The organism is Telluribacter sp., assembly GCF_035998675.1.
In the GTDB taxonomy this organism is placed as follows: domain Bacteria; phylum Bacteroidota; class Bacteroidia; order Cytophagales; family Spirosomataceae; genus Telluribacter.
In genome coordinates, this window is the sequence record NZ_DASYHI010000018.1 from 366,939 (window position 1) to 392,163 (window position 25,225).

Here is a 25,225-nt window from a genome sequence, read left to right on the forward strand (position 1 = left end):
AGTACTTTAATTGATACTATAAATGTTTGACATTTTTATAAAACGGCCGGTATTGTCGCTGGTAATTTCATTACTTATTACGCTACTGGGGGGGCTGGCGCTGATTAGCTTACCCATTACCCAGTTTCCTGAGATTGTCCCCCCTTCGGTTACTGTTACGGCCAACTACAACGGAGCCAACGCGGAGGTATGTACCAAGGCGGTGGCTATTCCCCTGGAACGGGCCATCAACGGGGTGCCGGGCATGACCTACATGACCTCTGTATCCTCGAACAGTGGTATGACCCTGATTACCGTATTTTTTGACGTAGGTACCGATCCTGACCTGGCGGCCGTAAACGTCCAGAACCGGGTGCAAACCATTATTGATGAACTGCCCGAGGAGGTAATCCGGGCGGGGGTCATGGTAGAGAAAGAGGTGAATAGTATGCTGATGTATCTCGATATCACCAGCACCGACCCTACTGTAGGGGAGAAGTTCGTATACAACTTTACCGATATTAACGTACTGGCCGAACTTAAACGGATCGACGGTGTAGGCTTCGCCGAAATCATGGGTCACCGTGACTATTCTATGCGCGTGTGGCTTAAGCCCGACCGAATGGTAGGGTATAAGGTATCTACTGATGAGGTCATTGAAGCTATTCGGGCCCAGAACGTAGAAGCCGCTCCCGGTAAATCAGGAATTGGTTCAGGCCGGACTTCACCAAGCCTGCAGTATGTACTGCGCTATACGGGAAAGATGTTTGAACCGGAGCAGTACGAAAATATTGTCATTCGGGCCAATCCGGATGGCTCCATGCTGAAGCTGAAAGACATAGCTGAGATTGAGTTTGGTTCGCTGGATTACGAAATTGCCTCTACGTCGGACGGACGCCCTGCTGCGTCAATCATGCTCAAGCAGCGGCCAGGCTCCAACGCCCGCGAGGTAATTGAGAACATAAAAACCCGGATGGCCGAGCTGAAGGAAACGTCATTCCCGCCCGGCATGAGCTACACCGTTTCGTACGATGTGTCCCGCTTCCTGGATGCATCTATCCACGAGGTAGTACGCACGCTTTTTGAAGCGTTCATACTGGTATTTATTATAGTGTACCTGTTCCTGCAGGATTTTCGCTCTACGCTCATACCCGCGCTGGCGGTGCCGGTGGCCTTGATTGGTACCTTCGCCTTTATGCAGATGCTGGGCTTCTCCATTAACCTGCTTACCCTCTTTGCACTGGTACTGGCCATAGGTATAGTGGTGGATAATGCGATAGTGGTGGTGGAGGCCGTCCATGCCAAGATGGCCGAGGAAGACATGTCGGCCCGCGAAGCTACGTTTTCGGCCATGGGAGAAATCAGCAGTGCCATTGTGGCCATTACCCTGGTTATGTCAGCGGTATTTATTCCGGTTGCGTTCATGTCCGGCCCGGTAGGGGTGTTTTACCGGCAATTTTCGCTGACCCTGGCTATTGCCATTGTGATCTCCGGTATCAATGCCCTTACGCTTACGCCCGCACTCTGTGCTATACTACTTAAAAATACCCATCATCAGGAAAAGAAAAAGACCGTACTGCAACGGTTCTTTAACGGTTTTAACCGGGGGTATGATTCCGTAGCTGGTGGCTACCAGCGGCTGCTGGGCCTTATTGCCAGTCGCCGGTTAGTGACTATAGGTCTTTTGTTAGCTTTTTGTGTAGCTACCTGGGGTATCAATACCGTACTCCCCTCGGGCTTTATTCCTACCGAGGATCAGGGGGTACTTTACGTGAATGTCACTACACCGGCGGGAGCTACCGTAGAGCGTACGGAAACCGTACTGGACGCTGTCCAGAAATCCGCCGTTACCATTGAAGAAGTGGAGTCGGTGTCAACGCTGTCCGGGTATAGCCTCATGACTGAATCCGAAGGGGCTTCCTACGGGATGGGCATGGTAAACCTGAAACCCTGGGATGAGCGCGAACGGTCGGTGGATGACATCATTGCCCTGATGGAGGAAAAAACAGAGTCTATTTATGATGCCAAGATTGAATATTTCCCACCACCAGCTGTGCCGGGCTTTGGTAATTCCAGTGGTTTTGAATTACGTCTGCTGGATAAAACCGGAAGCGGTGACTTTCAGCAAACGGCCCGGGTAACTAATGAATTTATTGAAGAGCTCCGGAAGCATCCGGCTATCAACAATGCATTTTCGGGTTTTGATGCCAGCTATCCGCAGTACCTCATCCATATGGACCAGGATGTAGCCGCGCAGAAAGGGGTAACCGTTGAGAACGCCATGAACACCCTCCAGACGCTGATTGGGAGTTTCTATGCCTCCAATTTTATCCGGTTTGGGCAAATGTACAAGGTTATGGTACAGGCTGATCCGCATTATCGACTGGCTCCGGAAGATGTCAACAAAATGTTTGTAAAGAACGACCGGGGGGAGATGATTCCTATCTCCACATTTACGCGGCTGGAACGGGTGTATGGCCCTGAGCAGATTACCCGCTACAACATGTATACCTCGGCTATGATTAATGGCAGCCCGGCGGCTGGCTACAGCAGTGGAGATGCGATCAAGGCTGTGGAAGAGGTGGCCCGCGAGAAGCTCCCCAAAGGATTTAGCTACGAGTGGTCAGGCATAACGCGGGAAGAGATCCTGTCGGGCGACCAGGCCATTTATATTTTCATAATCTGTCTGGTATTTGTTTACCTGCTGCTGGCGGCTCAGTACGAAAGCTTCCTGCTGCCACTCCCCGTTCTTCTGTCGTTGCCTACGGGTATATTCGGTGCCTTCCTGGCCCTGAAGCTGCTGGGACTTGAGAATAATATTTACGCGCAGGTATCACTTGTCATGCTAATCGGCCTGTTGGGTAAAAACGCCATTCTGATTGTTGAATTTGCTATTCTGCGACGTAAGGAAGGTTTGTCGGTACTGGAGGCAGCCATTGAGGGAGCCACCGAGCGGCTGAGGCCGATTCTGATGACCTCCTTTGCCTTTATTGCCGGCTTAATTCCATTGTGTCTGGCTTCCGGCGCGGGGGCCTTAGGCAACCGTTCCATTGGTACGGCCGCTGCGGGTGGTATGCTGGTAGGTACTTTGTTTGGGGTAATTCTTATACCGGGACTCTACGTGCTGTTTGCCAGCCTGACCGATCGTCGTAAGTCGGGTGAGCGACAGCCACTGGAGCAAGATGCTGTTTCGAGTTACTAATCATTAATCATAAGTATGCATTCGTCAAATATTATAGTTAGAGTAAATTTTTTGCTGGGGCTTCTGGCACTGGGAGGCTGTACTAAAATGCTGACTCCGGTCCAAATGCCTTCTTCTATCCGGCCAACCGCCACTTTTGTCGGACGTACAGATTCCACGAGTATCGGGCAGGTACCCTGGAAAGTATTTTTTGCCGATCCTGACCTGGCCGCCCTCATTGATACTGCTCTTCGGAACAACCCGGATCTGAAAATGGCCATGCAGCGCATTCAAATGGCGCGGGCCGAAGTGCTCCGCACCAAAGGGTTTCTGTTGCCGTCGGTCCGGTTTGAAGCCTCCACGGGCGTACGTAAGTATGGCGACTATACGATGGATGGAGTCGGAAATTATGACACCAATTTTTCGGATAATATCGGGGAAGACCGCCGCATTCCTACTCTCCTTCCCGACTATTTCCTGGGGTTACGGAGCTCATGGGAGGTGGATATCTGGGGCAGACTGAGAACCTTACGGGAAGCCGCTTATGCCCGGTTCCTTGCCACTGAGCAGGGGCGGCAACTGGTAGTGACGCGGCTGGTAGCGGAGGTGTCGGGTTTGTACTACGAACTGCTTACGCTGGACAACGAGCTGGAAATTATCCGGAAGAATAAAACGCTGCAGGAAACAGCCGTAGAAACCATTGTCATCCAAAAAGAAGGGGGAAGGGCCAACGAACTGGGCGTACGACAGTTTAGAGCTCAGTTACTGAATACGCAAAGCCTGGAAGTTCAGAAGCAGCAACAGATCATTGAAGCAGAAAATTTGCTTAACGCCCTGTTAGGTAGGTTTCCGCAACCCATTCAACGGGGAGCGTCGATCCTTCAGCAGAAGCTGCCCGATGAAATCAGTGCGGGTATTCCGGCTACTATGCTGCGTCGTCGTCCGGATATCCGGCAGGCCGAACTGGAGCTGGTAGCCTCCAAAGCCGATCTTCAGGCGGCCCGCGCAGCCTTTTTGCCCTCACTTAACATTTCGGCGCATGCGGGCTTCAATGCATTCAATGCCGGTATGCTTTTTAACCCCGCTTCACTGGCTTACGGACTGCTCGGGGGCCTGGCGGCACCGGTTTTTAACCGGAAGGCACTGGAAGCCGGCAGAATGTGGGCACAAGCCAGCAGCCTCGGAGCGCTTGCGGCCTATAATCAGGCGGTTATAAGGGGTTATCAGGAAGTAGTAACCAGTATTCGGGGTATCGAGAATCTGGAAAAAGTAGCCGGGCTAAAAGCGCAGGAAGTTCTGGTACTTCAACAGGCTGTTTCAGTAGCTAATGACCTGTATCTGGCTGGCTATGCCTCCTATCTGGAGGTAATCATGGCTCAGCGAAGTGTACTACAGGCCGAATTAGAGCTGACGGATATCCAGAAGCAGCAATTCCTATCCATGATAGACCTGTACCGCGCTCTGGGAGGAGGCTGGGAGTAAAACAGAAGAAGCGCAGTAAAGGACTCTCCCGTACTGCGCTTCTTCTGTTTTCTTATTAAGCCAGTTAAGCCAGGGCCTTATTTTCGGCCACTACCCGTTCGTAGTAGGCTTCGTAGGCAGGAAGAATTTTAGTAATGTCAAACTCTTTGGCCCGGGCCAGCGCGTTGGCCTTGAAGGTAGCGAAGTGGTCCCCGTGCAGGATGTGGAGGGCATTTTTTACCATATCATCCACGTCCCCTACATTGCTCATAAATCCGGTTACGCCCTGAACATTCAATTCCGGCAGGCCGCCCGCGTTGGAGGTAATAATAGGTACTTCGCAGGCCAGCGCTTCCAGCGCCGCCAGTCCGAAGCTTTCCGATTGGGAAGGCATCAGGAACAGGTCCGCCACCGAAAGTACTTCCTCGATGGCATCCAGCTTACCCAGAAAACGGACATCTTCGTACATACCCAATTGTCGGCACAGCTTTTCAATACGCGCCCGTTCGGGGCCATCGCCCACCAGCAGTAACCGACTAGGCAGGTGTTGACGGAGCTTATGAAAAATCATAACCACGTCGTCAATGCGTTTTACCTCCCGGAAGTTGGAGGTATGTACTACCAGCTTTTCTCCGTTGGGGCAGATGGCGGTCTTGAAATGATCCTTTTTTTGCTTCTTAAAGCGTTCGAGGTCAATAAAGTTTGGGATTACTTCAATTTCTTTTGTTATCTTGAAATGCCGATAGGTATCGTTCTTAAGAAAATCAGAAACGGCAGTAATTCCGTCGGATTGATTAATGCTGAAGGAAACAACGGGTTCGTAGGAGGCATCCTTACCTACCAGTGTAATGTCGGTTCCGTGCAGAGTGGTTATGACAGGTACATGTATGCCCTGAGCCGCCAGAATCTGCTTGGCCATATAGGCCGAAGAGGCGTGGGGAATAGCGTAGTGTACATGGAGCAGGTCAAGCTTCATGTATTTTACTACATGGACCATTTCGCTCGACAGGGCCGATTCGTAGGGTGGGTACTGAAACAGCGGATAGGCAGGTATATTTACTTCGTGGTAGTAGAGGTTTTCGTTAAAAAAATCGAGGCGTGGGGGTTGGGAGTAAGTAATGAAGTGAACCTGGTGGCCTACTTTGGCTAGTGCCTTGCCTAATTCGGTGGCTACCACGCCACTGCCCCCGAAGGTCGGGTAGCACACGATGCCTATTTTCATAGTTAGCTGTTTTCGATTAACGGCCTCAATTCTATATTTCTATTGGAATTGGCGAACTTGTTCGGTTAGTTTTGGATTAGTAACACCAAAAAGCGCCATTTTTATCCCAAAATTTGTACAAAGATTTAGTAACAGGCATATTTTTCCGCAGCAGAATTAAATCTTCCTTAATTTTAGGCTATTCCACCATACCATGAGTGTGTCAGCAGCGCGTCAAAAATTAACTTTGCGTCATTACCTGGAAGGCTTTCTCCGACTGGTTCGGGTACGCAACCTTTTTATTGTAGCCCTGACGCAGTACCTCACGCGCATTCTGCTGATTGGCCCCCGCTCTGACTGGTACACCATCCTGCGCGACCCAGCCCTGTTCCTGATTGTGTTGTCTACGGTCCTGATTGCCGCCGCGGGCTACATCATCAATGACTACTTCGATGTTAAAATAGATATTGTCAATAAACCTGAACGCGTCATAGTAGGCCGGTACTTAAAGCGCCGGGTGGCGATGGGAGCGCACCAGGTACTTAATATACTAGGGGTTCTGCTGGGCCTGATGGTGAGCCGGTGGGTGTTTCTGGTCAATGTACTGTCGGTTACGCTGCTGTGGTTTTACTCCGCACAGTTTAAGCGTTTACCTTTCATCGGTAACTTTGTGGTGTCTTTCCTGACGGCCCTGTCGCTGGTGGTACTTACGGTGTACTACCCCCAGAACCGCCACCTGGTGCTGATATACGCGACCTTTTCCTTTTTTATATCCATGGTCCGGGAAGTCATCAAAGATATAGAAGATGTACGCGGCGACGAGGCCCACGGATGCCGAACGTTGCCCATTGTGTGGGGAGTGCGGCGTACCAAGTACTTCCTGTACGGGCTCATCGGCCTGTTTGTAATCACGCTTTTCCTGATGGCCGATTCGCTCAACAACTGGGTGTTGGGGTGGTTATTTGTAGGCCTGCTGGTACCCGTGGCCTGGCTGGTGTACAGCATGGTACGGGCCGATACCCGCCGTGATTTTGCGAAGCTAAGCAGCCTCTGTAAGCTCATTATGCTTCTGGGGCTTACTACCATGCTCTGGGCGTAACCAGCTCATTTTTCAGACTAATTTATTAACCTAACAAGGATATGCGCCTTAGTTTCAGTATGTTTAAGCAAACAAACCTGGCAGACTCATGAAAAGATTACTACTAGTACTCGGTATTGTTTGGTATTTGGCTGTTCCGGAGGTTCAGGCCCAAAACTGTCTGGGTGTTCCGGTAAAAGAAGGAGGTGGCTTCGAAATGGTAAGCTACGATAGCAAAGGAAAAACTACCGGTACCCTGCTCTACAAATTTAAGAATGTAAAGACCGAAGGCGGGGCGACGGTTATTGATATGGAATTTGAATCGTTTGATAAAAAAGGTACCTCTCAGCTAAAGAACCTGTACCAAATGCGCTGCGACGGTAATCAGCTGGTGCTGGACGCCAACTCGCTGGTGGCGATGGAGCAGCAAAGGATGTTTAAGGATATGAATATGAAGTTTACCTCGAGCGACATTATTTATCCGGGTCAGCTGGCAGTGGGGCAACAGTTGCAGGATGCCTCCATTCACGGAGAAGGCGCTTCCGGGCCGTTGAATGTTACTTTTGATATGGGAATGAATAATCGGAAGGTAGAAGCCCAGGAAAAAATAACGGTACCGGCCGGTACCTACGATGCCTACAAAGTAACCTCTGATATGACGGTCAAAACCAAAATGGGCATGGGTATGACGATGGAAGCCCAGTCGGTGTCGTACCGGGTACCGGGGGTACTTTGGGATGTAAAAAGCGAAACCTACCGAAAGGGTAAGCTGCTGGGGTATACTGAACTCAGTAAGGTTTTTTAGTACTTAAAGCCACTTATTTCCTGAGACCCGTACCGGCCGCCGTAGCCCGTACGGGTTTTTTTAGTGAAATGCCTTAGCTTTGTAGCTGCCGGCCAACCGCTGCCGGTACTGCATTTTATTATCTCTCATTGCATGAAACAGATTGCTATTTTTGCCTCCGGTTCGGGTTCCAACGCCGAAAGAATTGCTGAGTATTTCAGTCAGAAACCGGGAGTAGAGATTACCCTGATTCTTACGAACAACCCCCAGGCTGGTGTAATTCAGCGCGCCCGGAAGCTGCATATACCCGTGGTAGTTTTTGACAGAGCTACTTTCTACGAATCGGAACGCGTACTACAACTCCTCCGGAAGCAGGAGATAGACCTGATCGTACTGGCCGGATTCATGATGCTGATTCCCGAAGGGCTGGTAAAAGCCTTTCCCAACCGTATTCTGAATATTCACCCGGCACTGCTTCCGCGCTACGGCGGAAAAGGGATGTACGGCCACTTCGTGCACGAAGCCGTGATAGCGGCCGGTGAGGTAGAGTCAGGCATTACCATTCATTATGTCAATGAGCACTACGACGAAGGACAGATTGCCTTTCAGGTAAGTTGTCCCGTAGCGCCCACCGATACCGCGGCTGATGTGGCCCGGAAGGTTCAGGTACTTGAGCACGAGCACTATCCGCGCGTGGTGGAGCAAGTACTGAACGCGCTGCCGGAGTAGTCTTTATTAATGCGACGGTATAAAAAGCAGAAACCCCGGCCGGTAGGGTCGGGGTTTCTGCTTTTTTAATGGAAAGTCTTTGCCTGGTTTTTGTTGCCGGGTTTGTCTTCGTACCAGTCGGTGCGTTGGGAGCCACCGCTTTTGGCCCAATCACTGAAGTAAAGGTAGGCATCGGTAATGGGAGCCGTTTCAATCGGATAGTTGAATTCGACGGGTATTTCAATAGCCCAGGGCAGGTTACTGCTGGTGCGGTAATAGCGGCTACTGGCTGGCTTTGAATCGTCTTTTAAGGTACCAAACAGGCTGACATTGGCTTTGGCCGTCGGGGCGTAGTTGGCCAGGTGAACCTCTACCTCCCGCTTGCCATTTACAATAATAAACGGATTTATCTTTTCCTGACTGGCTTTGGCGGCATCCAATGGAGTTGCGAACTTGACAACTACTTCCAGCGCGTTGGTAGTACCCACCGGATTTTCCTTGACGGTATTGAACATGGAGCCGGAGGTACGCTTTATGAGCGGCTCGGGCGAGTCAAAGGCAACAATAACCGCCTTGGGCTGTCCGGCTTCGGTTTTATTTGCCGCCAACTGCACGTACCCTTTGGTATGGCTGTATCCGGTAACACTGGCCACCTCGTTACTGTTGACGCCATCGAGCTGGAAGCCGAAGCCGTTTTCAAAAGCCGCTCCGATGGCTTTTATCACGATCTGGTTTTTTAACTCCACCAGTTTGTTGTCGGCGTTGAAAACACGGGTGACGCGGGAGTTGATAACCAGGTCGTTAAAATCATAGTCGCCGGTGCCTGGCCACAGGTCCTCAAAGCCGTAGGTGGCCCAGCCGCTGGCCGAGGGATAATAGCTGTTGTAAGCGCGGGTAGGGTCATTGGGATAATCGTCCATGACATTGGAGATACCATCCTTGTCGTTATCGGTAGTAGTGGGGTCAGGTGCAGTACCAAAACCCTCCGGATTACAACTTGTTTTGGCCAGGTAGGTACCGCCGCAGCTGAAAAAGGCACTGGAAATTTTGGAGCTATTCTGATCCAAGCCGTTTTCATCACACAAAGTAATACTACCGGTCATGTTAGCACTTCCGGTCAGCTTGGATTGCCCCGAAACCTTCACAATTGATTTCGAGCCGCTACCGCTAATCGTACCATTCAGGCTGATGTTCTTGGTACTTAGCATGGCCCCATCCATCAGGGTTAGGCTACTGCTTCCGGAAATATCGGTATCGTTACTTACCTGGATATAGCCCCGGTTAATGAAGTTATTATTTGTTTTAAATTCATCCTTAACGTACAACTTACAGTTATTTTCATTGAGTGAGCTACCGTTGGCCTGGTACTTGTCATCGACGGTCATTACGTTATTGTTAACAAAATGGCGGTTGTTGCTGAAAGTACCTTTCACGTGCAATTCACCGTTATTGACAAAGGTGTTGGTATTATTGTTGCTTACCGTAAAATCGCCGTTCACGACCATTTTGCCGTGATTTTCAAAGGAGCCTCCCATTGAAATTTTGTCCTCCAAGGTCAGTGCCTCTGAGTAGTTATACACCTTTGCACTTGGGGTATTGCCAGTAATATCATCAATACCAACTACTGAACCTTCCAGAAAGTAAACCTTGCAGTCGTTGTTATTCATGTTTATTTTCAAATCCGTGGGGTTACCACAAATCCGTAATTCACCCCCTTTCATGGTGATGGTACCGCTGTAGGTACCTTTCAGACTGATTATCTCGCCGCCATTGATAGTCAGGTTATTCTTGTGGTTTGTATAGGATTTAGTAACTCCGGTGACGCAATCCAGGCCGGAGTTAGCCTGTTTTCTCAGGGCCAGGATGGGGGTAGCGGTTTTAAAGTCGGCAGAAGCATAGTCATCGGCCTTTATTTTTTTTACTTCCGAGGCCCCATTGGCGTTGATCTTCTCAATGTGCAGTTCCTTTAGAGGCGCCGGTATCCGGAACTCCAGCGTCAGGCTCTGGTCGGCCGCGGTCAGGCCGGATACCAGCAGTTGCCCCACGGTAGGCAGGTCGTTGTAAACATTAATCCGGAAGCGTTCGCCGGGGAAATTAGGGTTGGCTACCTTTACACTAAGCTTAATATCCCGCGTTGATTTAAATTCAAAGTTCTCACTTACTTTCAGATCCTTGATGGGGATTTCACTGCCGTTACGGGTGGGGTCCAGGTGTTTGGGAATACAGCCGTAGACAAGTAAAATAATTACAAATAGGGGAAGGTTTGTTTTTAATAGTTTCATGGAGGTGGTTGATTTTTGCCAGGATTCGTTATAGATAGTGTGTTTCAAAACCTTTTCTTGAAGGAGTTGAAGCAGCTATCCCAAAGCAAAAATCAGTCCAGAAATTGGGGTAGTACCCTCTGAAAAAGGAGCGGGTAAGGACTTTTTTTCAGAGGATACTATAAGTGCCGAATAGGGGTCCGGTACAGGTAGGGGTTACTGAGTAGGCTGAAGCCACACGACCTTCTGTTCCGACTCGTGGGGCTGGCTTATTATATCACCGTATAGTTCAGGTCGGCGGGCCTTGATGTAACGGTACCCACCCGCCTGCGTTAGCTTTTGCGGGGTACATAAGGCCGTGGCAACTTCATTACCCAGCGAGCGACATTCGGCCAGCACATCACCAAAAGGGTCCAGGATCATGGAGCAACCGTTTTTGAGCTGGTCGTCGTCCATACCGATGGGATTGGAGAATACCACAAAGATGCCGTTGTCGTAAGCCCGGGCGGGTAGCCACTTCATCAGCCAGGAGCGACCTTTCATTCCGTCAAACTCCAGGCGGAGGGAGGTAGGATCAGCCTCCCGGTTTTTCCAGAGTTCGGGGTCAACAAAGCCGGCTCCGGGTCGGGTTGAGGGCGTACACATGGTAACGTGCGGCATAAATAGTACCTGAGCGCCCAGCAGGGTAGTGGCCCGGACGTTTTCGACCACGTTGTTGTCGTAGCATATTAGTATACCACACTTCCAGCCCAACAAATCAAACACCACGTACTGGTCGCCGGGAGTAAGATGGGGGTTAATAAAGGGGTGCAACTTGCGGTACTTGGCTACCAGGCCGTTTTTATCCACGCACACATAGGCTTTGAAAAGATTATCATCCTGGTCTTTTTCAAAGAGTCCTGCCAGTATAGCCATGTCGTGCTCGCGGGCAATCTCTGTCAGCTTCTCTATACTTTCACCACCGGGGATATACTCCGCCAGGTCCAGCATTTGCTCGCGGGAAAGGTGGCGGGCAAAGGTATAGCCGGTCACCGAGCATTCGTGGAATGCTACTACCTGAGCGCCCTGTTTTTTGGCATCTGCCGTTAAGGCGCCAATCATGGAAAGGTTATACGCTTTATCACCACTGCTGTTCTCAAACTGGGCAGTCGCTATTCTCAGGGTATCCATTTTTATTGTCGTTGAAATTGGTTATTAAAAAGGTAAAAGTACGCCTGTTACCATTCCTAACATTTAAAAGCCTTTCTTGTAGCCGGAATGAAACTCGTACCAGTATTTTTCGTTATATTAAGAAAGTGTTGCGACCTTTGCGAGGTTGATTTATTTCCATCGAGAAACAAAGTACCCTATGAAACTGCTATTTAATATATTCCTCATATTCATGCTCCTGACGGCCTTTGTTCCACCCTTTCGTCGGTTCCTGTTTCATTTGCTGGTAGGAAGGCAACTTGTAAAGGAGCAAAAAAAAGCCGACCAGGCGCGTCAACGGACTGGTCGGAATGGTGTTCAGGTAGATCATGCACCTCCCGGTACCAGCGATTCTCGCTTTAAAGGCGGAGAGTACGTTGACTACGAGGAAGTTAAGGACTAATTAAACGTCCTTATTCGCTTTCTTCACTTTCAGGTTTGCCAACGCAGTGCTGTCAGTCGGTGTAGTACTACGACCGGTAATAACCCGGTACATCTCGTCCGCTATAATCTCGTGTGCATGCGGATTGGGGTGCCCGTCGGCCATTACTGAATCCTTCCCGTTGGGTTTATACCAGTGTCCGTACAGTCGGCCGTAGGTATCTCCTTCCTTGAGATTATACTTCTTGATCAGCGCCGTATCAGCATGGATAATAGGTATATTACGCTCGTACACCAGGCTCGGGGGTAGTTTTGTCTCATAGCCCCAGCCGGTACCCGAGGTCCAGATATACATTTGGGAGCCATTCTGCTTACACACGTCGGCGATACGACCGTAACCGTACTGTTCTGCTTTCAGGGCATCGTTGGTGGGGCGGGGCGTAATGCCTACCAGCATTTTTGCCTTGGTGGTCAGTTCCATGACGTCCTGGTAAATTAAAGTAGGAGCCACTCGCGCATAAAATTTGGAGAAATCCCAGGGATTGCGCGGGGTGTGTTTGAAATCTGCCAGGGGTATACGCAGGCCCCGGGGCGAAAAAGCCGGTAGTTCCAGTCCTTCATTGCTGAAGTAAGGAATCGGGAAAGTACCTCCCAGGAAGTTTTGGTAAGGCGACATGGAACGGTGGGCCAGCCAGGTAGTATATTGCGTAACCACGTAGTCGGGCTTGAGCTTGGGAATCAACTCCTCGGCTTTCAGTACCATCTGGGATAGTCCGTAGCCACTTGTGGCGGCGTTGATATAATCGCCACCTAGTTTCTGACTCAGGTGATAGGCAAAGGTACTATCCGCAAAAACGGCATCCCCATAGCTTACCGAACAGCCCAGGTACAGTACCAGTGGTCTTTTTTTGTTATGCTTGTAGCCCTGCGGAATACGGTTGCCGTTTTCGTCATGAAAAACTACAATATCCCGGAAGCCCAGCAGACGGTAGCCAATGGAGTTGGGCAGGTGTTTGTAGCCAAGCCTATCGTCGTTCACGTAAACTTTCCCTACTTTTTCACCCCGCTCTTTGGCCAGATTATACATGGGAAGCATTTGCATGCGCAGGCTCCAGCCGTACATAATGGCCGGAATCAGTAGGAGTATGGCAATCCGGAAGGCCACCGACTGGCGGAAGGGTTTTTTCCAGAAGGTGTAGGTGATACCCAGGATCCAGAAAAGGATGAGGAATATCTTGAGGTAGGTCATGATATTACCGAAGCTGCCAATCAACCACTGACTAAGGCCGGTAATTACTTTCAGGATAGCCCCCTGACCAAACTGCAGGAGAACAAGAATAATGAAAATATAAAGGGTGAACTTGATATTCTGCTTCATACAAGTAATTTAATAATTTACTAAGACCAACACGGACCATTTTCTAGCCGCGAAAATAGATAACAACTTTGAATAATAACGGAAATAACCGGAGTTAGATGCAAAACTATCAAGAGCAGGGTAAAGTTCATATCAAACCCATAACGAAACAAAAACGGTTTGGAATGCCTGGAGGTAAAGGAAAAATCATATTATTAATAAATCATCAGGCAATGCTTCAATAGTACAATGGCCGAAAGATAAAGCCTTGCTTTTTGTTATATTCCAGCGCCGGGGCGGGTAAGTGAAAGATACTTACTACATAAAATACGGTTTTCAGAAGGTTGCTGCGGGTTTTGATGTTCATCTGGTTCAGGTTGAAGGTAAGAAAGTACCTACGGTATTCGGCATACCCCTGTTTTCTGTTCCCCGGAAGCAGTTGCGGCCAATGAAAAAGATAAAGGATAGAAAAATAGCAACTTAGTTTTTTCTCTTTTCCTCCGGAGAAATACCTAAAAGGATGACTTGCTATCAAGTTACATTATTTTAAAGGAGTTGAATCCTGGCTTTTTGTACAATGGTTAACTTGACATTTTAAATTAATGTTTTGGCCCCTAAAAAGTAAGTTGCACTTTGGTATCTGGAACAAAGCCTTCTTTTTCAATCTGCATCAATATCATAGGATACTCCCAACGAGAACATGAAAAGGCCATAGCAGATGGTACCCAAAGCAACCAGAATAAAGTACACATGCCCCACATGATCTCCGATAAAATCGAAAGCCTTATCGGTGTTTACCACGAATCGGGCATCATCCAGTAGGCCAGCTTTCAGGAAGAAAAACCCGATGATTCCCAGTATTATACCTCGGGCCAGGTAACCTATCCAGGCCAGAAGATGAATAAGTTTTTTAGTACCAGAACTAAATTGAGCTATATCCAGCCGTTCTTTATAGCCCCGGGTTACTCCGTAAAAGAACTGCACTAAAGCCGTGGTACACACAATGACTCCCAGGCTGATAATGAACCAGTCGCCCCAGTTTTCCTCGAGCAGGCTTCTTACCATTTGCCGCTGCTCTTCGGGTTCGCCGTTTTCCGGAATATTTCCGATCCCGAGTAGGACTTCAATGGCTGTATAGGCAATCAGGGCATCGGCAATGGTACTTAGGGCAATCCCCGCTCTTCTTGCCAATCCTCTCGCATCTTTTCCGTATCCGTAAGGGTCCTTAATGGTTTCGTAGATACGCCAGAGTATATAACAGATGGTACCCAGCAAAATAACCAGGTTCAGGATCTTGCCCAGGAAGTAACTATCCAGAAAGACCAGCAGGCTGCTTTCATCGGCACCTCCATCCTTTAACTTTAGAAAAGAAAGAATAGCGATTACGCCTATAGCCAGGTATATAATACCCGTAGAGGCACAGCCGAATACCGGCAGGTAGTGGACAATAGCTCTCTTCTTATCATCAGTTTTCATTTACAGGATTTTTAGGTAAATAATCTGTCGGCGACAGCCTGTTCCTGCTTACCCTGTGATAATGGCGGCAAACAAAGTGGGGGGCAATAAGAGGGTTATTCTGAACAGGAAAAGCAGGTTGAGGGAAAAAGCACACGAAACCAGAAACAAAAGAAACGTACCAGGAATCAGGAAGTTTTTTAAATGGAAGTACCTGAAACCCGAAGCAAACGAAAAGGAGGACTTAGTACCGGGAAAATAAAAAGGCGGACCGTTCCGGAGAACCGCCCGCCTACTAAATAACCAATCAGGTACCTACCGGCTCATGTACATATTGCGTTCGCTGTACACTTTGCGGAAAAAGTCGTCCTGAAGGTTTTCAATAAAGAATATACCCTCACCGGTTGACTTCATTTCGGGGCCGAGCTCCTTGTTTACGTTCGGGAATTTGTTGAACGAGAATACCGGAATCTTGATAGCCCAGCCGTTTTTGTGCGGATTGAAGTTAAAGTCTTTCACCTTTTTTTCACCCAGCATCAGTTTGGTCGCGTAGTTGACGTAAGGCTCCTGGTAGGCTTTACAAATAAACGGTACCGTACGGGAAGCGCGGGGATTTGCTTCAATTACATAAACAACTCCGTTCTTAATCGCGAATTGTACGTTAATAAGGCCTTTTACTTCCATCGCCAGGGCTATTTTGCGGGTATGCTCCTCAATCTGCCGGATTTCATCGGCTGACAGATCAAAGGGAGGCAGGGCCGCGTGCGAGTCACCGGAGTGGATACCGGCAGGCTCAATGTGCTCCATGATCCCGATGATGTAGGCATCCTCACCGTCACAGATAGCATCCGCCTCGGCTTCTATGGCTCCTTCCAGGAAGTGGTCGAGCAGGATGTTGTTATCCGGAATATCGTGCAGGATTTTCACAACGTGCTGCTCTAGCTCTTTCTCGTTTATTACAATTTTCATGCTCTGTCCTCCCAGAACGTAGCTGGGGCGCACCAGCAGCGGGAAACCCAGATTGCGGGACAGCGCAACGGCGGCATCGGAAGTACGTACCGTTCCGAAGTTCGGATACGGAATATTCAGGTCACGCAGGAGCGCTGAGAAACGGCCCCGGTCTTCGGCCCAGTCGAGCGAGTGGTAGCTGGTACCGATAATCTTTATGCCCAGCTTATCCAGTTTTTCGGCCATCTTTAAAGCCGTTTGCCCTCCTAGCTGCACGATCACACCCTCCGGCTTTTCGTGCTGAATAATATCGTACACGTGCTCCCAGAATACCGGCTCAAAGTAGAGCTTATCGGAAATATCGGGGTCGGTAGATACCGTTTCTGGGTTACAATTGATCATGATGGTTTCATACCCACACTCCCGGGCGGCCAGTACACCGTGGACACAGGAGTAGTCAAACTCGATTCCCTGTCCGATGCGGTTGGGTCCCGAGCCCAGTACCACTACCTTTTTCTTATCACTGACAATAGACTCGTTATCAGGTTTGTCCTGTGAGGTATTAAAGGTAGAGTAGTAGTACGGTGTTTTGGCTTCAAATTCGGCCGCGCAGGTATCTACGCATTTGTACACCCGCTTTATACCCATTTCGTTCCGGCGCTTGTACACCTTGCTTTCCTTGGAACCTACCAGGTGGGCAATCTGACGGTCGGCGTAGCCCTTTTGCTTGGCGGCCAGCATCAGGTCATAGGGCAGGTCCGTGAGGTCATACTCCTCAATCTGTTTTTCCAGCTCAATTAGTTCTTCAATCTGGCGCAGGAACCAGGCGTCAATTTTGGTGAGGTCCTGAATGGTCTTGAAGGACAGTCCAATTTTGAAGGCGTCGTAGATATGGAACAGCCGGTCCCAACTGGGGTGCGCCAGGCTGTGCTTAATGCTTTCCTGGTCGTGGAGTTCGCGGCCGTCGGCACCTAGTCCGTTGCGACGGATTTCGAGCGACTGACAGGCTTTCTGCAGGGCTTCCTGGAAGTTACGACCAATCCCCATGGCTTCGCCTACTGACTTCATCTGCAGCCCCAGCGAGCGGTCCGAACCAGGGAATTTATCAAAGTTCCAGCGGGGTACCTTTACAATAACGTAGTCAATGGTAGGCTCAAAGAAAGCGGAAGTACTTCCGGTAATGGGGTTAATCAGCTCGTCCAGGTTATACCCAATCGCCATTTTTGCGGCAATCTTGGCAATAGGATAACCGGTAGCTTTGGAAGCCAGCGCCGACGAGCGGGATACCCGCGGGTTAATTTCGATGGCGATAATATAATCGTTTTCCGGATTTACCGAGAACTGTACGTTACAGCCACCCGCAAACTGCCCGATCCCGTTCATCATCCTGATGGCCAGGTCACGCATTTGCTGATACAACGTATCCGGAAGGGTCATGGCGGGCGCTACCGTGATACTGTCGCCGGTATGTACCCCCATGGGGTCAAAGTTTTCAATGGAACAGATAATGATAAAGTTACCGTTGCCATCGCGCAGTAATTCCAGCTCGTACTCCTTCCAGCCCATTACACTCTGCTCAACCAGTACTTCGTGGACCGGCGAAGCATGCAAACCATGGGTTAATGCTTTATCAAAATTTTCGGGTTTGTCGACAAATCCACCTCCTGAGCCGCCCAGCGTATAGGAAGGACGAATTACCAGCGGGAAGCCAATCTCCTGGGCAATTTCTTTTCCTTCCAGGAACGAGCGGGCCGTGCGTCCCCTGCACACATTTATACCCAGCTCAATCATTTTCATCCGGAACTTCTCACGATCTTCCGTAGTTTCGATTGCTTTGATATCTACCCCGATAATTTCGACCCCGTATTTTTTCCAAATGCCAGCCTGGTCACAATCGATAGCTAAATTTAACGCCGTCTGGCCTCCCATGGTTGGCAAAACGGCGTCGACCTTATGTTTTTCAAGTATCTCAATAATATACTTCTTCTCTAACGGCCGCAGGTACACGTGGTCGGCGTTCATGGGGTCAGTCATGATGGTCGCCGGGTTGGAATTTATTAGTATTACTTCAATTCCCTCCTCTCGTAGCGACCTCGCCGCCTGGGAGCCGGCATAGTCGAACTCACACGCCTGACCAATGACAATAGGACCTGAACCAATGATTAGGATGGAATTGATTTTTGGATTTTTGGGCACAGTAGTACAGTTTTTGAAAATGTGAACTATGTATTTAACCTAACTTCTGGAAGTAAAAGCCTAAAAGAGAATAGGGGTCGTCCAAAAATTGCACAAAGTTAGGGTACCTTTTCGGGAAGACCTACCCTTCGGCAAAAAAACTTTGAATATCATTTGAGTGACTTAATAAAGTTCAAAAGCATACTTCTCATAGTACTATTTTACCGGAGGGGCAGGATGCTGGGAGCCGAAATATCAAAATCGCGGAGCTGGAGCGTCGAGATTCCGCCACCTTCAAAACGCAAAGCATTGTAGAGGTCAGGAATGTTAGGATAGTACCCCACCCGAACCTGAAAGGTGTTGAAAGTAAGGTTTTCGTTCCGGAACCGGAAGCCCAGACCGTACCCCTGGTACACAGGACTCTTCCATAAGTTTTCGTTGCTGGCTACCAGCCCCAGGTCCGTAAACAGGAAGTAGGCAATCCGGAAGCCCAGCAGACTGCGGGTCGAAAACAGCACCGACTCAAAGCCGGCGGTAAGGCGTTTGGTGCCTATAAGCTGAGGACTAGTTATGCCCCGGAGACCTTCATTGCGGCTGATGTTGAGGTACTCAAGCGGGTCGCGGTTGATGCCGTAGGTATAGCGCAAATTGATGAACTGCCGGAAGTAGCTGTTGCCCAGCGGTGCCAGGCCGCTGAAATAGTTCAGCTGTCCGCCCATTACCCCCTGCTGAGCGGTTCCAGACTGGAAGTAGCTCCCGACATTAACCATGCCGTACAGGTACCCCAGGCCCCTGGGCAGGTACTTGCCCGAAGCGTACTGCACTCCCCCGTATCCCCGCTGCCCGAATTCGGTACTCTCGCGCCCGATGGTCAGAGCAAACAAACTACCCAGCGGCACGTCCTCCGTGCGACCAAAGCCATAAATGAGTACATCGCGGCGGTAGTTCCGGTTTGAAAAGCCAATACTCGCCAGGGTAGCGTGCCGGTTCCAGTATATTTTATTGGTGTCGGCCCGGACAATAGGGCGGTGCGTAAAGTTATAATTATTGGTACGCAGGGCGGCGATGAAACGGGTGTTTTCCCGGACCGAAATCTTCGGAATTTTAAAAGAGCGGCCTACCCAAATATCATAGTAGTTAAATGCCACCGGATAGCTCACCACCGCATTTTTGTCAACCAGTATCCTTTTGTACTCCTGAATGCGGGAGTGTCCCAGTTCCAGTGCCCCGGCGTATTTGGTCTGGACGGTCAGGAAAGGGCGCGACAGCCGGATAGACTGCTGCTTCAGGTCCCTTTCCCAAATAAAACTGGCCTGACCGGTAATAAACGTTTTGCCAATATAAGGTATGGTATAAATGCTTCTGAATTGAAATTTCTGCAGGGTATCCCGGGCGTTCCAGCGGATGGCGTTGTAGTGCGAGTGGGCATAACCACCCACATTGATATTATCAACGCCTAAGGCAATATTGTCAAAACCGCCAAAGCCTCCCGAAACATTCAGCGACCAAACATCCTGAATAAGTACCACCACATCGGCCAGCCAAACCGACTCGGGGCGTCGCACGACCAGAATCCGGGCATCCAGAATGGTAGGATTGGAGCGCAGCAGCCGCTCGTTATCCTTGAGCTGCCGGGCATTAATCAGGTCACCTTCCTTGAAAAGGAGAAAAGAATTCCGGACAATCCGTTCGCGCGTGTCAGTGTGCAAATGCTCACTTACAAAGCGTTCCAGGCGGTTGCCCCGGCGGGTAGTGTCGTAAACCGACTCGCCCAGGATGTCCAGCTGCCGGATGCTGATACTGCCTATTATCAGACCTTCGTAGGGAATAAATGGATTGGTTTCGATGGCGCTGACTTCACCCGCCTGCCCTCGGTTGTATACATCCCTAAACAGCAGCCGGTATAGTTGCCGCGTAAGTTTACGCTTACCCATACGCTCCTTGAGCCGGGTGTACCTGATGCTGTCTCTTTCGGTTTTGGTGGTAGAGATACTGTCAAGATCCTGACTATTTGCGGTAAAGGCACTAAAAATGAAAAATAGTAAAAATATATAACGAAACATGTTCTTCCTCTGTCACAAATACTTATAATATAACGTGAAATGGGGGGCAGTAGGGTAATTTTATTGTTTTAAATAAAAAGTGACCCCGGCACGCTACCTGGCTTCCCCAGGCAGGAGCCCAGGGAAGCCCCCTGAATAGAAAGCACAAACAGGCGGAATTGTTAAAAGAAGAGGAGGAGGTGGTCCCGAAACGGAACCACAATCAGTCAGGCCAGCCTATGCTACCGGCTTTGGCGCGCCCGCATCAGCGACTTGTAGGCTTCGGCTCCCTCGCTGGGGGCTGGTGCGTTGCGGGAAAAGTTTTTACCGTTGGGTTTGAGGATGGAGAAAGAAGGCGTCGAAAGCGGATTCAGCCGGAAAAGCAACTGCATGGCCTGGGCGTCGTTCAGGTACAGGTGAACGCCCCTGAGCTGGTGACGCAGTACATACTGCCGCCAAAGCTCCTGCGAAGGCATGGCTTCTTCGGTGGGTAAATGAATGTAAATAACTTCGATGTCCTGCGGGAGTTGCGCCCGTAGCGCGGGTGCGTAGGCAATTTCCCGGCGGCTCAGTTCATCCCCCAGGTTCCACTTTATCAGGTACAGGGCTTTGTTTTTGTACAATTCCTCAATACGCCTGAACCAGTCACGGCCGCTCCCTTCCGACTGGGCTATCCAGATTCCCGGAAGTACTTCCGTTGGGTCCTGCCCCAGGTCGGTCCGGTTTTGGGCCAGACGAACCAGGGTACTATCTTTTACCTCCAGCTGGTACAACTCATCCAGCGATTGCCGGATGCGTGGCTTTTCCAGTTGCTTCCGCACGTGGTTGTAGATGATCTTTTGCTGGTCCAGGTTGTACATATAAAAACGGTCGACCAGGTATCGGGCCGACAGAAACTCGGCTGCGGTAGCATTGTACAATTCTCCGTAAGCACGTTTCATTTTTTCAAATTGGGTCAGCAGGTCCAGTTGCCGGCGGTTCCGGGCGTACAGGTTACTCATGAAATCAACCCCTTCCCGGCTCACTTTCCCATCGCTGACAATCCGGTCGAGCTGCTGACGCTCACTACCCGACAGAGGTTCAACGTAGTCTTTAATAAGCTCGGCCAGTAACTCAACGGGCAGCGAACGCCCCCAATTCGGATTCATGGCCGTAGCCTGGTTTATCTGTCGGTCAGCATAGTTGCCGAATGTTTCGGCCCAGGTAATGCGCTGCAGGGTAAGGGGCGAAGTGGTCAGGCGGTTGAGGCTATCGAGCAGGTCGCGCTCAACACTTACCCCGTTGGCCATGGCGTGTTCAAAAAGGATAGACAGCTGCTCTTCGTCGGTAGTAGTACGTACCCACCGCTGGAGCGCGGGAGGTACTGTGCCGGTGGTGGCAGAGGTAAGCGCCGAAAGGCGAAGATCGGCCCGGGTTTGTACCGCCCGCCGGACCGAAAGGGTACTTTGTTCCCACAGAAAGTCAAAGAAATTGGCCCCCAGTTTCTTATTTTCTTTCAGAAGCCGGCCTTCTTCCATGGCAAAGCGCGAGTACTGGTTGTTGGCTTCGGCGTTGACTCCTGCAAAGTAAAAAAGTTGTTTGGCTTTGAACATAGAGTCGGCATCGAAGGAAATCTCGACCCGCCCCGGTGAGGCCAGGAAAGTAGTAAATACTTTTCCGCCGTAATCGAGATACACCTCCTCCTGAGGAAAAATAAGGGGCAGGGCTACCCGAAAGGTACCATCGGCCTGTAAGGGAGCCTGCCTGGTTAGCTCCGACTGGGGCTGAAGCAGGTTGTTTCGGGTAAAGGTAATGGCGGGTGCCTGGCGGTACAAAGGTGCGGTCAGGTTCAGGAGGCGGCCGGTTATAATGACAGAGTCAGGCTTTTGCGCGAAACTGTGCAGGGTAGTACATAGCAGGAGCAGGAAACAGAAAATGGTTCGCTTCATGGCAGGTAGGTATAGGGGCATGTATTGTAAACAAATGGCAGACCCATTAGGTCTGCCAATATAAAAATTCTTTAACTAAAATAGGCTTATTAACTATCGGAAGCAGGTACATCGCGGTCTTCGTACCGAACCCGGATGCCGTGGTACACCTCCTGTACGGTATAATCGCGGCGGAGCGGGTGGCCTTCCCAGTCGGCCGGAAGCAGGATACGCCGCAGGTCGGGGTGGCCTTCAAATCGAATACCTACCAGGTCGTATATCTCCCGCTCGTGCCAGTCGGCGGTACGCCAGATGTGGCTCAGCGTAGGTACTACGGGCAGCGGTTCTTCCGCTTTGTTCCGTACCAGTAGTACTTTCAGCATCAGGCTGTGGCCGTAGGGAATAGAGTAGAAATTGTAAATAAGGTCCATGGTACCGGCTTCGGCACCGTTGTCGATACCCGTAATGCAGGCCAGGTGGTCAAAAAAAAGTTGCTCGTTCCGGTGCAGTAAGGTACCTATCTCCGGCAGTTGTTCTACGGGTACTATCAGGTAGGGCTGCGGGACATTTTCTATGGAATTGAGGACAATGCCTTCTCCCAACTCAGCCACAAGTACCTCTTTGATTTCTGAAAAATTCATTCGTTGGTAGCTAAAAAAGTGTCGCCCCTCCGGGGCTTAACTATTCAGTGCTTCTTATTTCTACTAAGGTAACGCTCCTACGGAGCTATCAGGGGGTGACGTGGAGCTGTACGCTATTTCCAAAAGATACGACTACGCCACTACCTTCTCTTCTTGCTCGGATTTAGGAGCAGATGCTTCTGTGGGGGTACCTGTACCGGCTTCCTCCTCCATCTCCAGCAGCATTTTGGGTGCCAGCGGGTGCTCTTTCCGGATCTTATCCTGCAATTTCATAAAGCCACCAATGAGCGCTTCGGGTCGGGGCGGACAACCCGGTACGTATATATCCACGGGAATAATCCGGTCCACGCCCTTTACGACGTGGTAACCGTGCTCCCAGTAGGGGCCACCGCAGTTGGAGCAGCTACCCATGGATATAACATAGCGCGGCTCGGGCATCTGCTCGTACAGGCGGCGCAGCCGGTCGGCCATTTTAAAAGTTACGGTTCCGGCTACAATCATCACGTCGGACTGGCGCGGCGACGGGCGCGGGAATATACCAAAGCGTTCAAGGTCGTAGTGGGAGGCGTAGGTAGCCATCATCTCAATGGCGCAGCAGGCGATCCCAAAGCCCATGGGCCACAGCGACGAGAGCCGGGCCCAGTTCATCAGGTCTTCGCTGCTGGTCAGGATAATACCCCCGTCTCCGGTTTTTATGCGATTATTCTCCATTAGGTCGTCTTGTACTTTTCGTTCAATTGCTCGTACATACTGGCCGGTACGGGCGATTCCACCTCCGGCACCCTGGGCGTGGGACGTACCCAGTCGAGGTAGCCTTTGGCCCAGGCGTAGGCCAGGCCCAGTACCAGCATTCCCACAAAGACCGTCATCTCGGCCAGGGCAAACCAGCCCCACTGACCGTTGGTCTGTTGAATGAGGTCTTCGTTCCCAAATACAACAGCCCAGGGAAACAAAAAGGTCAGTTCTACGTCAAAAAGAACGAAAATCAGGGCTACTACGTAGAAGCGTACGTTGAACTGAATGTTGGCGTTCCCGTAGGGTTCTTCCCCCGACTCGTAAGTGGAGAGTTTTTCCTCGTTGGGCTTGTGCGGCCGTAGCAACCGCGCTATGCCCAGCATCAAGGATACCAGGACAACAGCGGCCAGTATAAACAGAAAGATGATTCCGAAGTCAGAGAGCATACAGAGGTATGTCAGGTGTTGTGGGGCAAAGGTAGCGAAAAATGGGATTGAGCCTTTTCGATCTATTTGATACTCTTTACTCCCACAAAGGTTCACTTTCCCAATGGGGCGTCATCCCTAAAGCATTGGGGTCAATTGTGGGATACTTGTCCAGAAGGTTTTTCAGTCTTTGTCCAAACTGATTTCCTGGTTGTACGATATTTAGCAGGTACTTCATACAGCACAAATGTACATACAGCATATGGTACTCACTTACGGGAGGTACTTGATTAATCCACTTATTAGGCGGAGAAGGCATAAGTTTAGGCCTGCCTGGCAGGTTCCTATTCCAGAGTCTGCTGTGGTGGGCGCATAGATTACGTATCTGTGTAATACTTAATAGCCAACTCGGCAGGTACGTATGATTTACTGTTCCCAACTCTGCCGCAATGGTATTCTTAGCTTTGATTCCTGGCAGCAAGTTCCCATACAATTTAGAAATCGTACCTAAACTGGTAATTTCAAGTGTTTTCCAGGCGGGAGGTCTGCGCGTATCCAGAATATAGTTCTTATAATGTTCAATAATAAAGATATCTTTTGATTGAGATAACTCACGGTCTATGGTCTGTACTACTTTACCATGCTGGAGCTGGTCCTTAAAATTTGTGGAGTCCTCAAACCACCACGGTGACTTCTCATGCGATAGATAATAAATAAGCTTTGTGCGAAAACCAATCTCAATCCGCTCAATTACTCCAAATACCATAAGTCTTAGTTCCCGGTCAAAGTTGTATATGGCAATAACATCTTCAAATGTAGAGCCAGATTTAAAAGTATGAAGTGCTTTATCGGCCTGCATGGGCCACCAGTAACCAGCCAGGCGGTAATAGCTTATGCTCTGTAGTACATGCTCCGCCTTGTCTTCATCTTCAATGCGCAGTCCACGGCTTTTCAACTGTGCTATCTGCTGCTGTATGGTCAAGGGTGACTTATTATACATGGAAGAGTGTGGTATAAATAAAAAGCCTTTTGGTATTGACCTGGTCAACCGCAAAAGGCTAATAGTAATCCAATAACTATGGCGTCATAAAAGCAAAAGACTCGCCCTGGGACGCTGTTCTTATGGGTAGCGTGGCGAGTACTGTTGCTACAAATATAGCTTAAATAATTGTACCTTCTAAGATTATGTTTTGGAAACTAATTTGGCATTCTATTTAGGAATATGGTTGCAAAAGCGATTTGTATCATGGCCTCAGAAGATTCTACGGTTTTCTCATAATCCTTAGCCAGTCGGCGTCTGAAATTGAGCCATCCAAAT

The 25,225-nt window shown here is 49.8% G+C and carries 19 protein-coding genes; 6 read left to right on the forward strand and 13 right to left on the reverse strand.

All coding sequences use genetic code 11. From position 1 onward, the window contains the following. Window positions 1-22 precede the first annotated feature (22 nt). Both VGN67_RS12205 and VGN67_RS12210 read left to right on the forward strand, forming a co-directional pair. Window positions 23-3,181 (forward strand): efflux RND transporter permease subunit, encoded by a 3,159-nt coding sequence (locus VGN67_RS12205; RefSeq protein ID WP_327487109.1) that lies wholly within the window; start codon window positions 23-25, stop codon window positions 3,179-3,181. A gap of 15 nt (window positions 3,182-3,196) precedes the next feature. Beyond that, window positions 3,197-4,642, forward strand: a complete 1,446-nt coding sequence (locus VGN67_RS12210) for an efflux transporter outer membrane subunit (protein ID WP_327487110.1) — start codon at window positions 3,197-3,199, stop codon at window positions 4,640-4,642. A gap of 64 nt (window positions 4,643-4,706) precedes the next feature. Here VGN67_RS12210 and bshA read toward each other — a convergent pair whose 3' ends face one another. Next, window positions 4,707-5,843 (reverse strand): N-acetyl-alpha-D-glucosaminyl L-malate synthase BshA, encoded by a 1,137-nt coding sequence (gene bshA, locus VGN67_RS12215; RefSeq protein ID WP_327487111.1) that lies wholly within the window; start codon window positions 5,841-5,843, stop codon window positions 4,707-4,709. Between the two features lie 193 nt (window positions 5,844-6,036). On the opposite strand from bshA, the gene VGN67_RS12220 reads away from it, so the two are divergent. The 3 genes from VGN67_RS12220 (at window position 6,037) to purN (ending at window position 8,413) form a co-directional block, all read left to right on the forward strand. Further along, entirely contained in the window at window positions 6,037-6,921 is an 885-nt protein-coding gene (locus tag VGN67_RS12220; RefSeq protein ID WP_327487112.1) for a geranylgeranylglycerol-phosphate geranylgeranyltransferase, read from the forward strand. An 88-nt stretch (window positions 6,922-7,009) separates the two neighbouring features. Continuing rightward, entirely contained in the window at window positions 7,010-7,705 is a 696-nt protein-coding gene (locus VGN67_RS12225; RefSeq protein WP_327487113.1) for a hypothetical protein, read from the forward strand. 132 nt (window positions 7,706-7,837) lie between these two features. Next, a complete protein-coding gene (purN, locus tag VGN67_RS12230) occupies window positions 7,838-8,413 on the forward strand; it encodes a phosphoribosylglycinamide formyltransferase (protein ID WP_327487114.1) in 576 nt (191 codons plus the stop codon). 65 nt (window positions 8,414-8,478) lie between these two features. Here the strand turns inward: purN and VGN67_RS12235 are convergent, their stop codons facing one another. After that, window positions 8,479-10,674: an LruC domain-containing protein gene (locus VGN67_RS12235; protein WP_327487115.1), complete on the reverse strand. Its 2,196-nt coding sequence runs from the start codon at window positions 10,672-10,674 to the stop codon at window positions 8,479-8,481. Between the two features lie 195 nt (window positions 10,675-10,869). Continuing rightward, window positions 10,870-11,823 (reverse strand): nitrilase family protein, encoded by a 954-nt coding sequence (locus VGN67_RS12240; RefSeq protein ID WP_327487116.1) that lies wholly within the window; start codon window positions 11,821-11,823, stop codon window positions 10,870-10,872. Window positions 11,824-12,001: 178 nt separating this feature from the next. On the opposite strand from VGN67_RS12240, the gene VGN67_RS12245 reads away from it, so the two are divergent. Beyond that, entirely contained in the window at window positions 12,002-12,244 is a 243-nt protein-coding gene (locus VGN67_RS12245; protein ID WP_327487117.1) for a DUF4834 domain-containing protein, read from the forward strand. On the opposite strand, the gene VGN67_RS12250 is transcribed toward VGN67_RS12245, so the two are convergent. The 10 genes from VGN67_RS12250 to VGN67_RS24535 form a co-directional block, all read right to left on the reverse strand. Beyond that, window positions 12,245-13,600: a hypothetical protein gene (locus VGN67_RS12250; protein ID WP_327487118.1), complete on the reverse strand. Its 1,356-nt coding sequence runs from the start codon at window positions 13,598-13,600 to the stop codon at window positions 12,245-12,247. It lies immediately after the preceding gene. A 639-nt stretch (window positions 13,601-14,239) separates the two neighbouring features. Further along, window positions 14,240-15,055: a DUF1206 domain-containing protein gene (locus tag VGN67_RS12255; protein WP_327487119.1), complete on the reverse strand. Its 816-nt coding sequence runs from the start codon at window positions 15,053-15,055 to the stop codon at window positions 14,240-14,242. A 294-nt stretch (window positions 15,056-15,349) separates the two neighbouring features. Then, window positions 15,350-18,178, reverse strand: coding sequence for a carbamoyl-phosphate synthase large subunit (carB, locus tag VGN67_RS12260; protein ID WP_327487120.1), 2,829 nt, complete (start codon window positions 18,176-18,178; stop codon window positions 15,350-15,352). Between the two features lie 200 nt (window positions 18,179-18,378). Further along, on the reverse strand, window positions 18,379-20,220 hold the full coding sequence (locus VGN67_RS12265) for a hypothetical protein (protein ID WP_327487121.1): 1,842 nt from the start codon (window positions 20,218-20,220) through the stop codon (window positions 18,379-18,381). 221 nt (window positions 20,221-20,441) lie between these two features. Beyond that, window positions 20,442-22,127 (reverse strand): hypothetical protein, encoded by a 1,686-nt coding sequence (locus VGN67_RS12270; RefSeq protein WP_327487122.1) that lies wholly within the window; start codon window positions 22,125-22,127, stop codon window positions 20,442-20,444. Window positions 22,128-22,216: 89 nt separating this feature from the next. Beyond that, a complete protein-coding gene (locus tag VGN67_RS12275; protein ID WP_327487123.1) occupies window positions 22,217-22,747 on the reverse strand; it encodes an NADH-quinone oxidoreductase subunit C in 531 nt (176 codons plus the stop codon). 132 nt (window positions 22,748-22,879) lie between these two features. Continuing rightward, on the reverse strand, window positions 22,880-23,458 hold the full coding sequence (gene nuoB, locus VGN67_RS12280) for an NADH-quinone oxidoreductase subunit NuoB (RefSeq protein ID WP_327487124.1): 579 nt from the start codon (window positions 23,456-23,458) through the stop codon (window positions 22,880-22,882). Next, a complete protein-coding gene (locus VGN67_RS12285; RefSeq protein WP_327487125.1) occupies window positions 23,458-23,928 on the reverse strand; it encodes an NADH-quinone oxidoreductase subunit A in 471 nt (156 codons plus the stop codon). Before VGN67_RS12285 ends, nuoB begins: the two co-directional genes overlap by 1 nt. Before the next feature lie 76 nt (window positions 23,929-24,004). Continuing rightward, window positions 24,005-24,907, reverse strand: coding sequence for an Abi family protein (locus VGN67_RS12290; protein ID WP_327487126.1), 903 nt, complete (start codon window positions 24,905-24,907; stop codon window positions 24,005-24,007). Between the two features lie 197 nt (window positions 24,908-25,104). Beyond that, a partial coding sequence (locus VGN67_RS24535; RefSeq protein WP_414717289.1) for a transposase occupies window positions 25,105-25,225 on the reverse strand: 121 nt, incomplete at its 5' end.

What these genes read in the sequence shown, in the direction of transcription:
- VGN67_RS12205 (WP_327487109.1), top strand. Translation starts at nt 23, where the DNA reads ATGTTTGACATTTTTATAAAACGGCCGGTATTGTCGCTGGTAATTTCA.
- VGN67_RS12240 (WP_327487116.1), bottom strand. Translation starts at nt 11,823, where the DNA reads ATGGATACCCTGAGAATAGCGACTGCCCAGTTTGAGAACAGCAGTGGT.
- VGN67_RS12270 (WP_327487122.1), bottom strand. Translation starts at nt 22,127, where the DNA reads ATGAAGCGAACCATTTTCTGTTTCCTGCTCCTGCTATGTACTACCCTG.
- VGN67_RS12290 (WP_327487126.1), bottom strand. Translation starts at nt 24,907, where the DNA reads ATGTATAATAAGTCACCCTTGACCATACAGCAGCAGATAGCACAGTTG.
- VGN67_RS12250 (WP_327487118.1), bottom strand. Translation starts at nt 13,600, where the DNA reads ATGAAGCAGAATATCAAGTTCACCCTTTATATTTTCATTATTCTTGTT.
- VGN67_RS12210 (WP_327487110.1), top strand. Translation starts at nt 3,197, where the DNA reads ATGCATTCGTCAAATATTATAGTTAGAGTAAATTTTTTGCTGGGGCTT.
- VGN67_RS12275 (WP_327487123.1), bottom strand. Translation starts at nt 22,747, where the DNA reads ATGAATTTTTCAGAAATCAAAGAGGTACTTGTGGCTGAGTTGGGAGAA.
- VGN67_RS12285 (WP_327487125.1), bottom strand. Translation starts at nt 23,928, where the DNA reads ATGCTCTCTGACTTCGGAATCATCTTTCTGTTTATACTGGCCGCTGTT.
- VGN67_RS12245 (WP_327487117.1), top strand. Translation starts at nt 12,002, where the DNA reads ATGAAACTGCTATTTAATATATTCCTCATATTCATGCTCCTGACGGCC.
- VGN67_RS12220 (WP_327487112.1), top strand. Translation starts at nt 6,037, where the DNA reads ATGAGTGTGTCAGCAGCGCGTCAAAAATTAACTTTGCGTCATTACCTG.
- VGN67_RS12265 (WP_327487121.1), bottom strand. Translation starts at nt 20,220, where the DNA reads ATGTTTCGTTATATATTTTTACTATTTTTCATTTTTAGTGCCTTTACC.
- VGN67_RS12255 (WP_327487119.1), bottom strand. Translation starts at nt 15,055, where the DNA reads ATGAAAACTGATGATAAGAAGAGAGCTATTGTCCACTACCTGCCGGTA.
- bshA (WP_327487111.1), bottom strand. Translation starts at nt 5,843, where the DNA reads ATGAAAATAGGCATCGTGTGCTACCCGACCTTCGGGGGCAGTGGCGTG.
- VGN67_RS12225 (WP_327487113.1), top strand. Translation starts at nt 7,010, where the DNA reads ATGAAAAGATTACTACTAGTACTCGGTATTGTTTGGTATTTGGCTGTT.
- VGN67_RS12235 (WP_327487115.1), bottom strand. Translation starts at nt 10,674, where the DNA reads ATGAAACTATTAAAAACAAACCTTCCCCTATTTGTAATTATTTTACTT.
- purN (WP_327487114.1), top strand. Translation starts at nt 7,838, where the DNA reads ATGAAACAGATTGCTATTTTTGCCTCCGGTTCGGGTTCCAACGCCGAA.
- nuoB (WP_327487124.1), bottom strand. Translation starts at nt 23,458, where the DNA reads ATGGAGAATAATCGCATAAAAACCGGAGACGGGGGTATTATCCTGACC.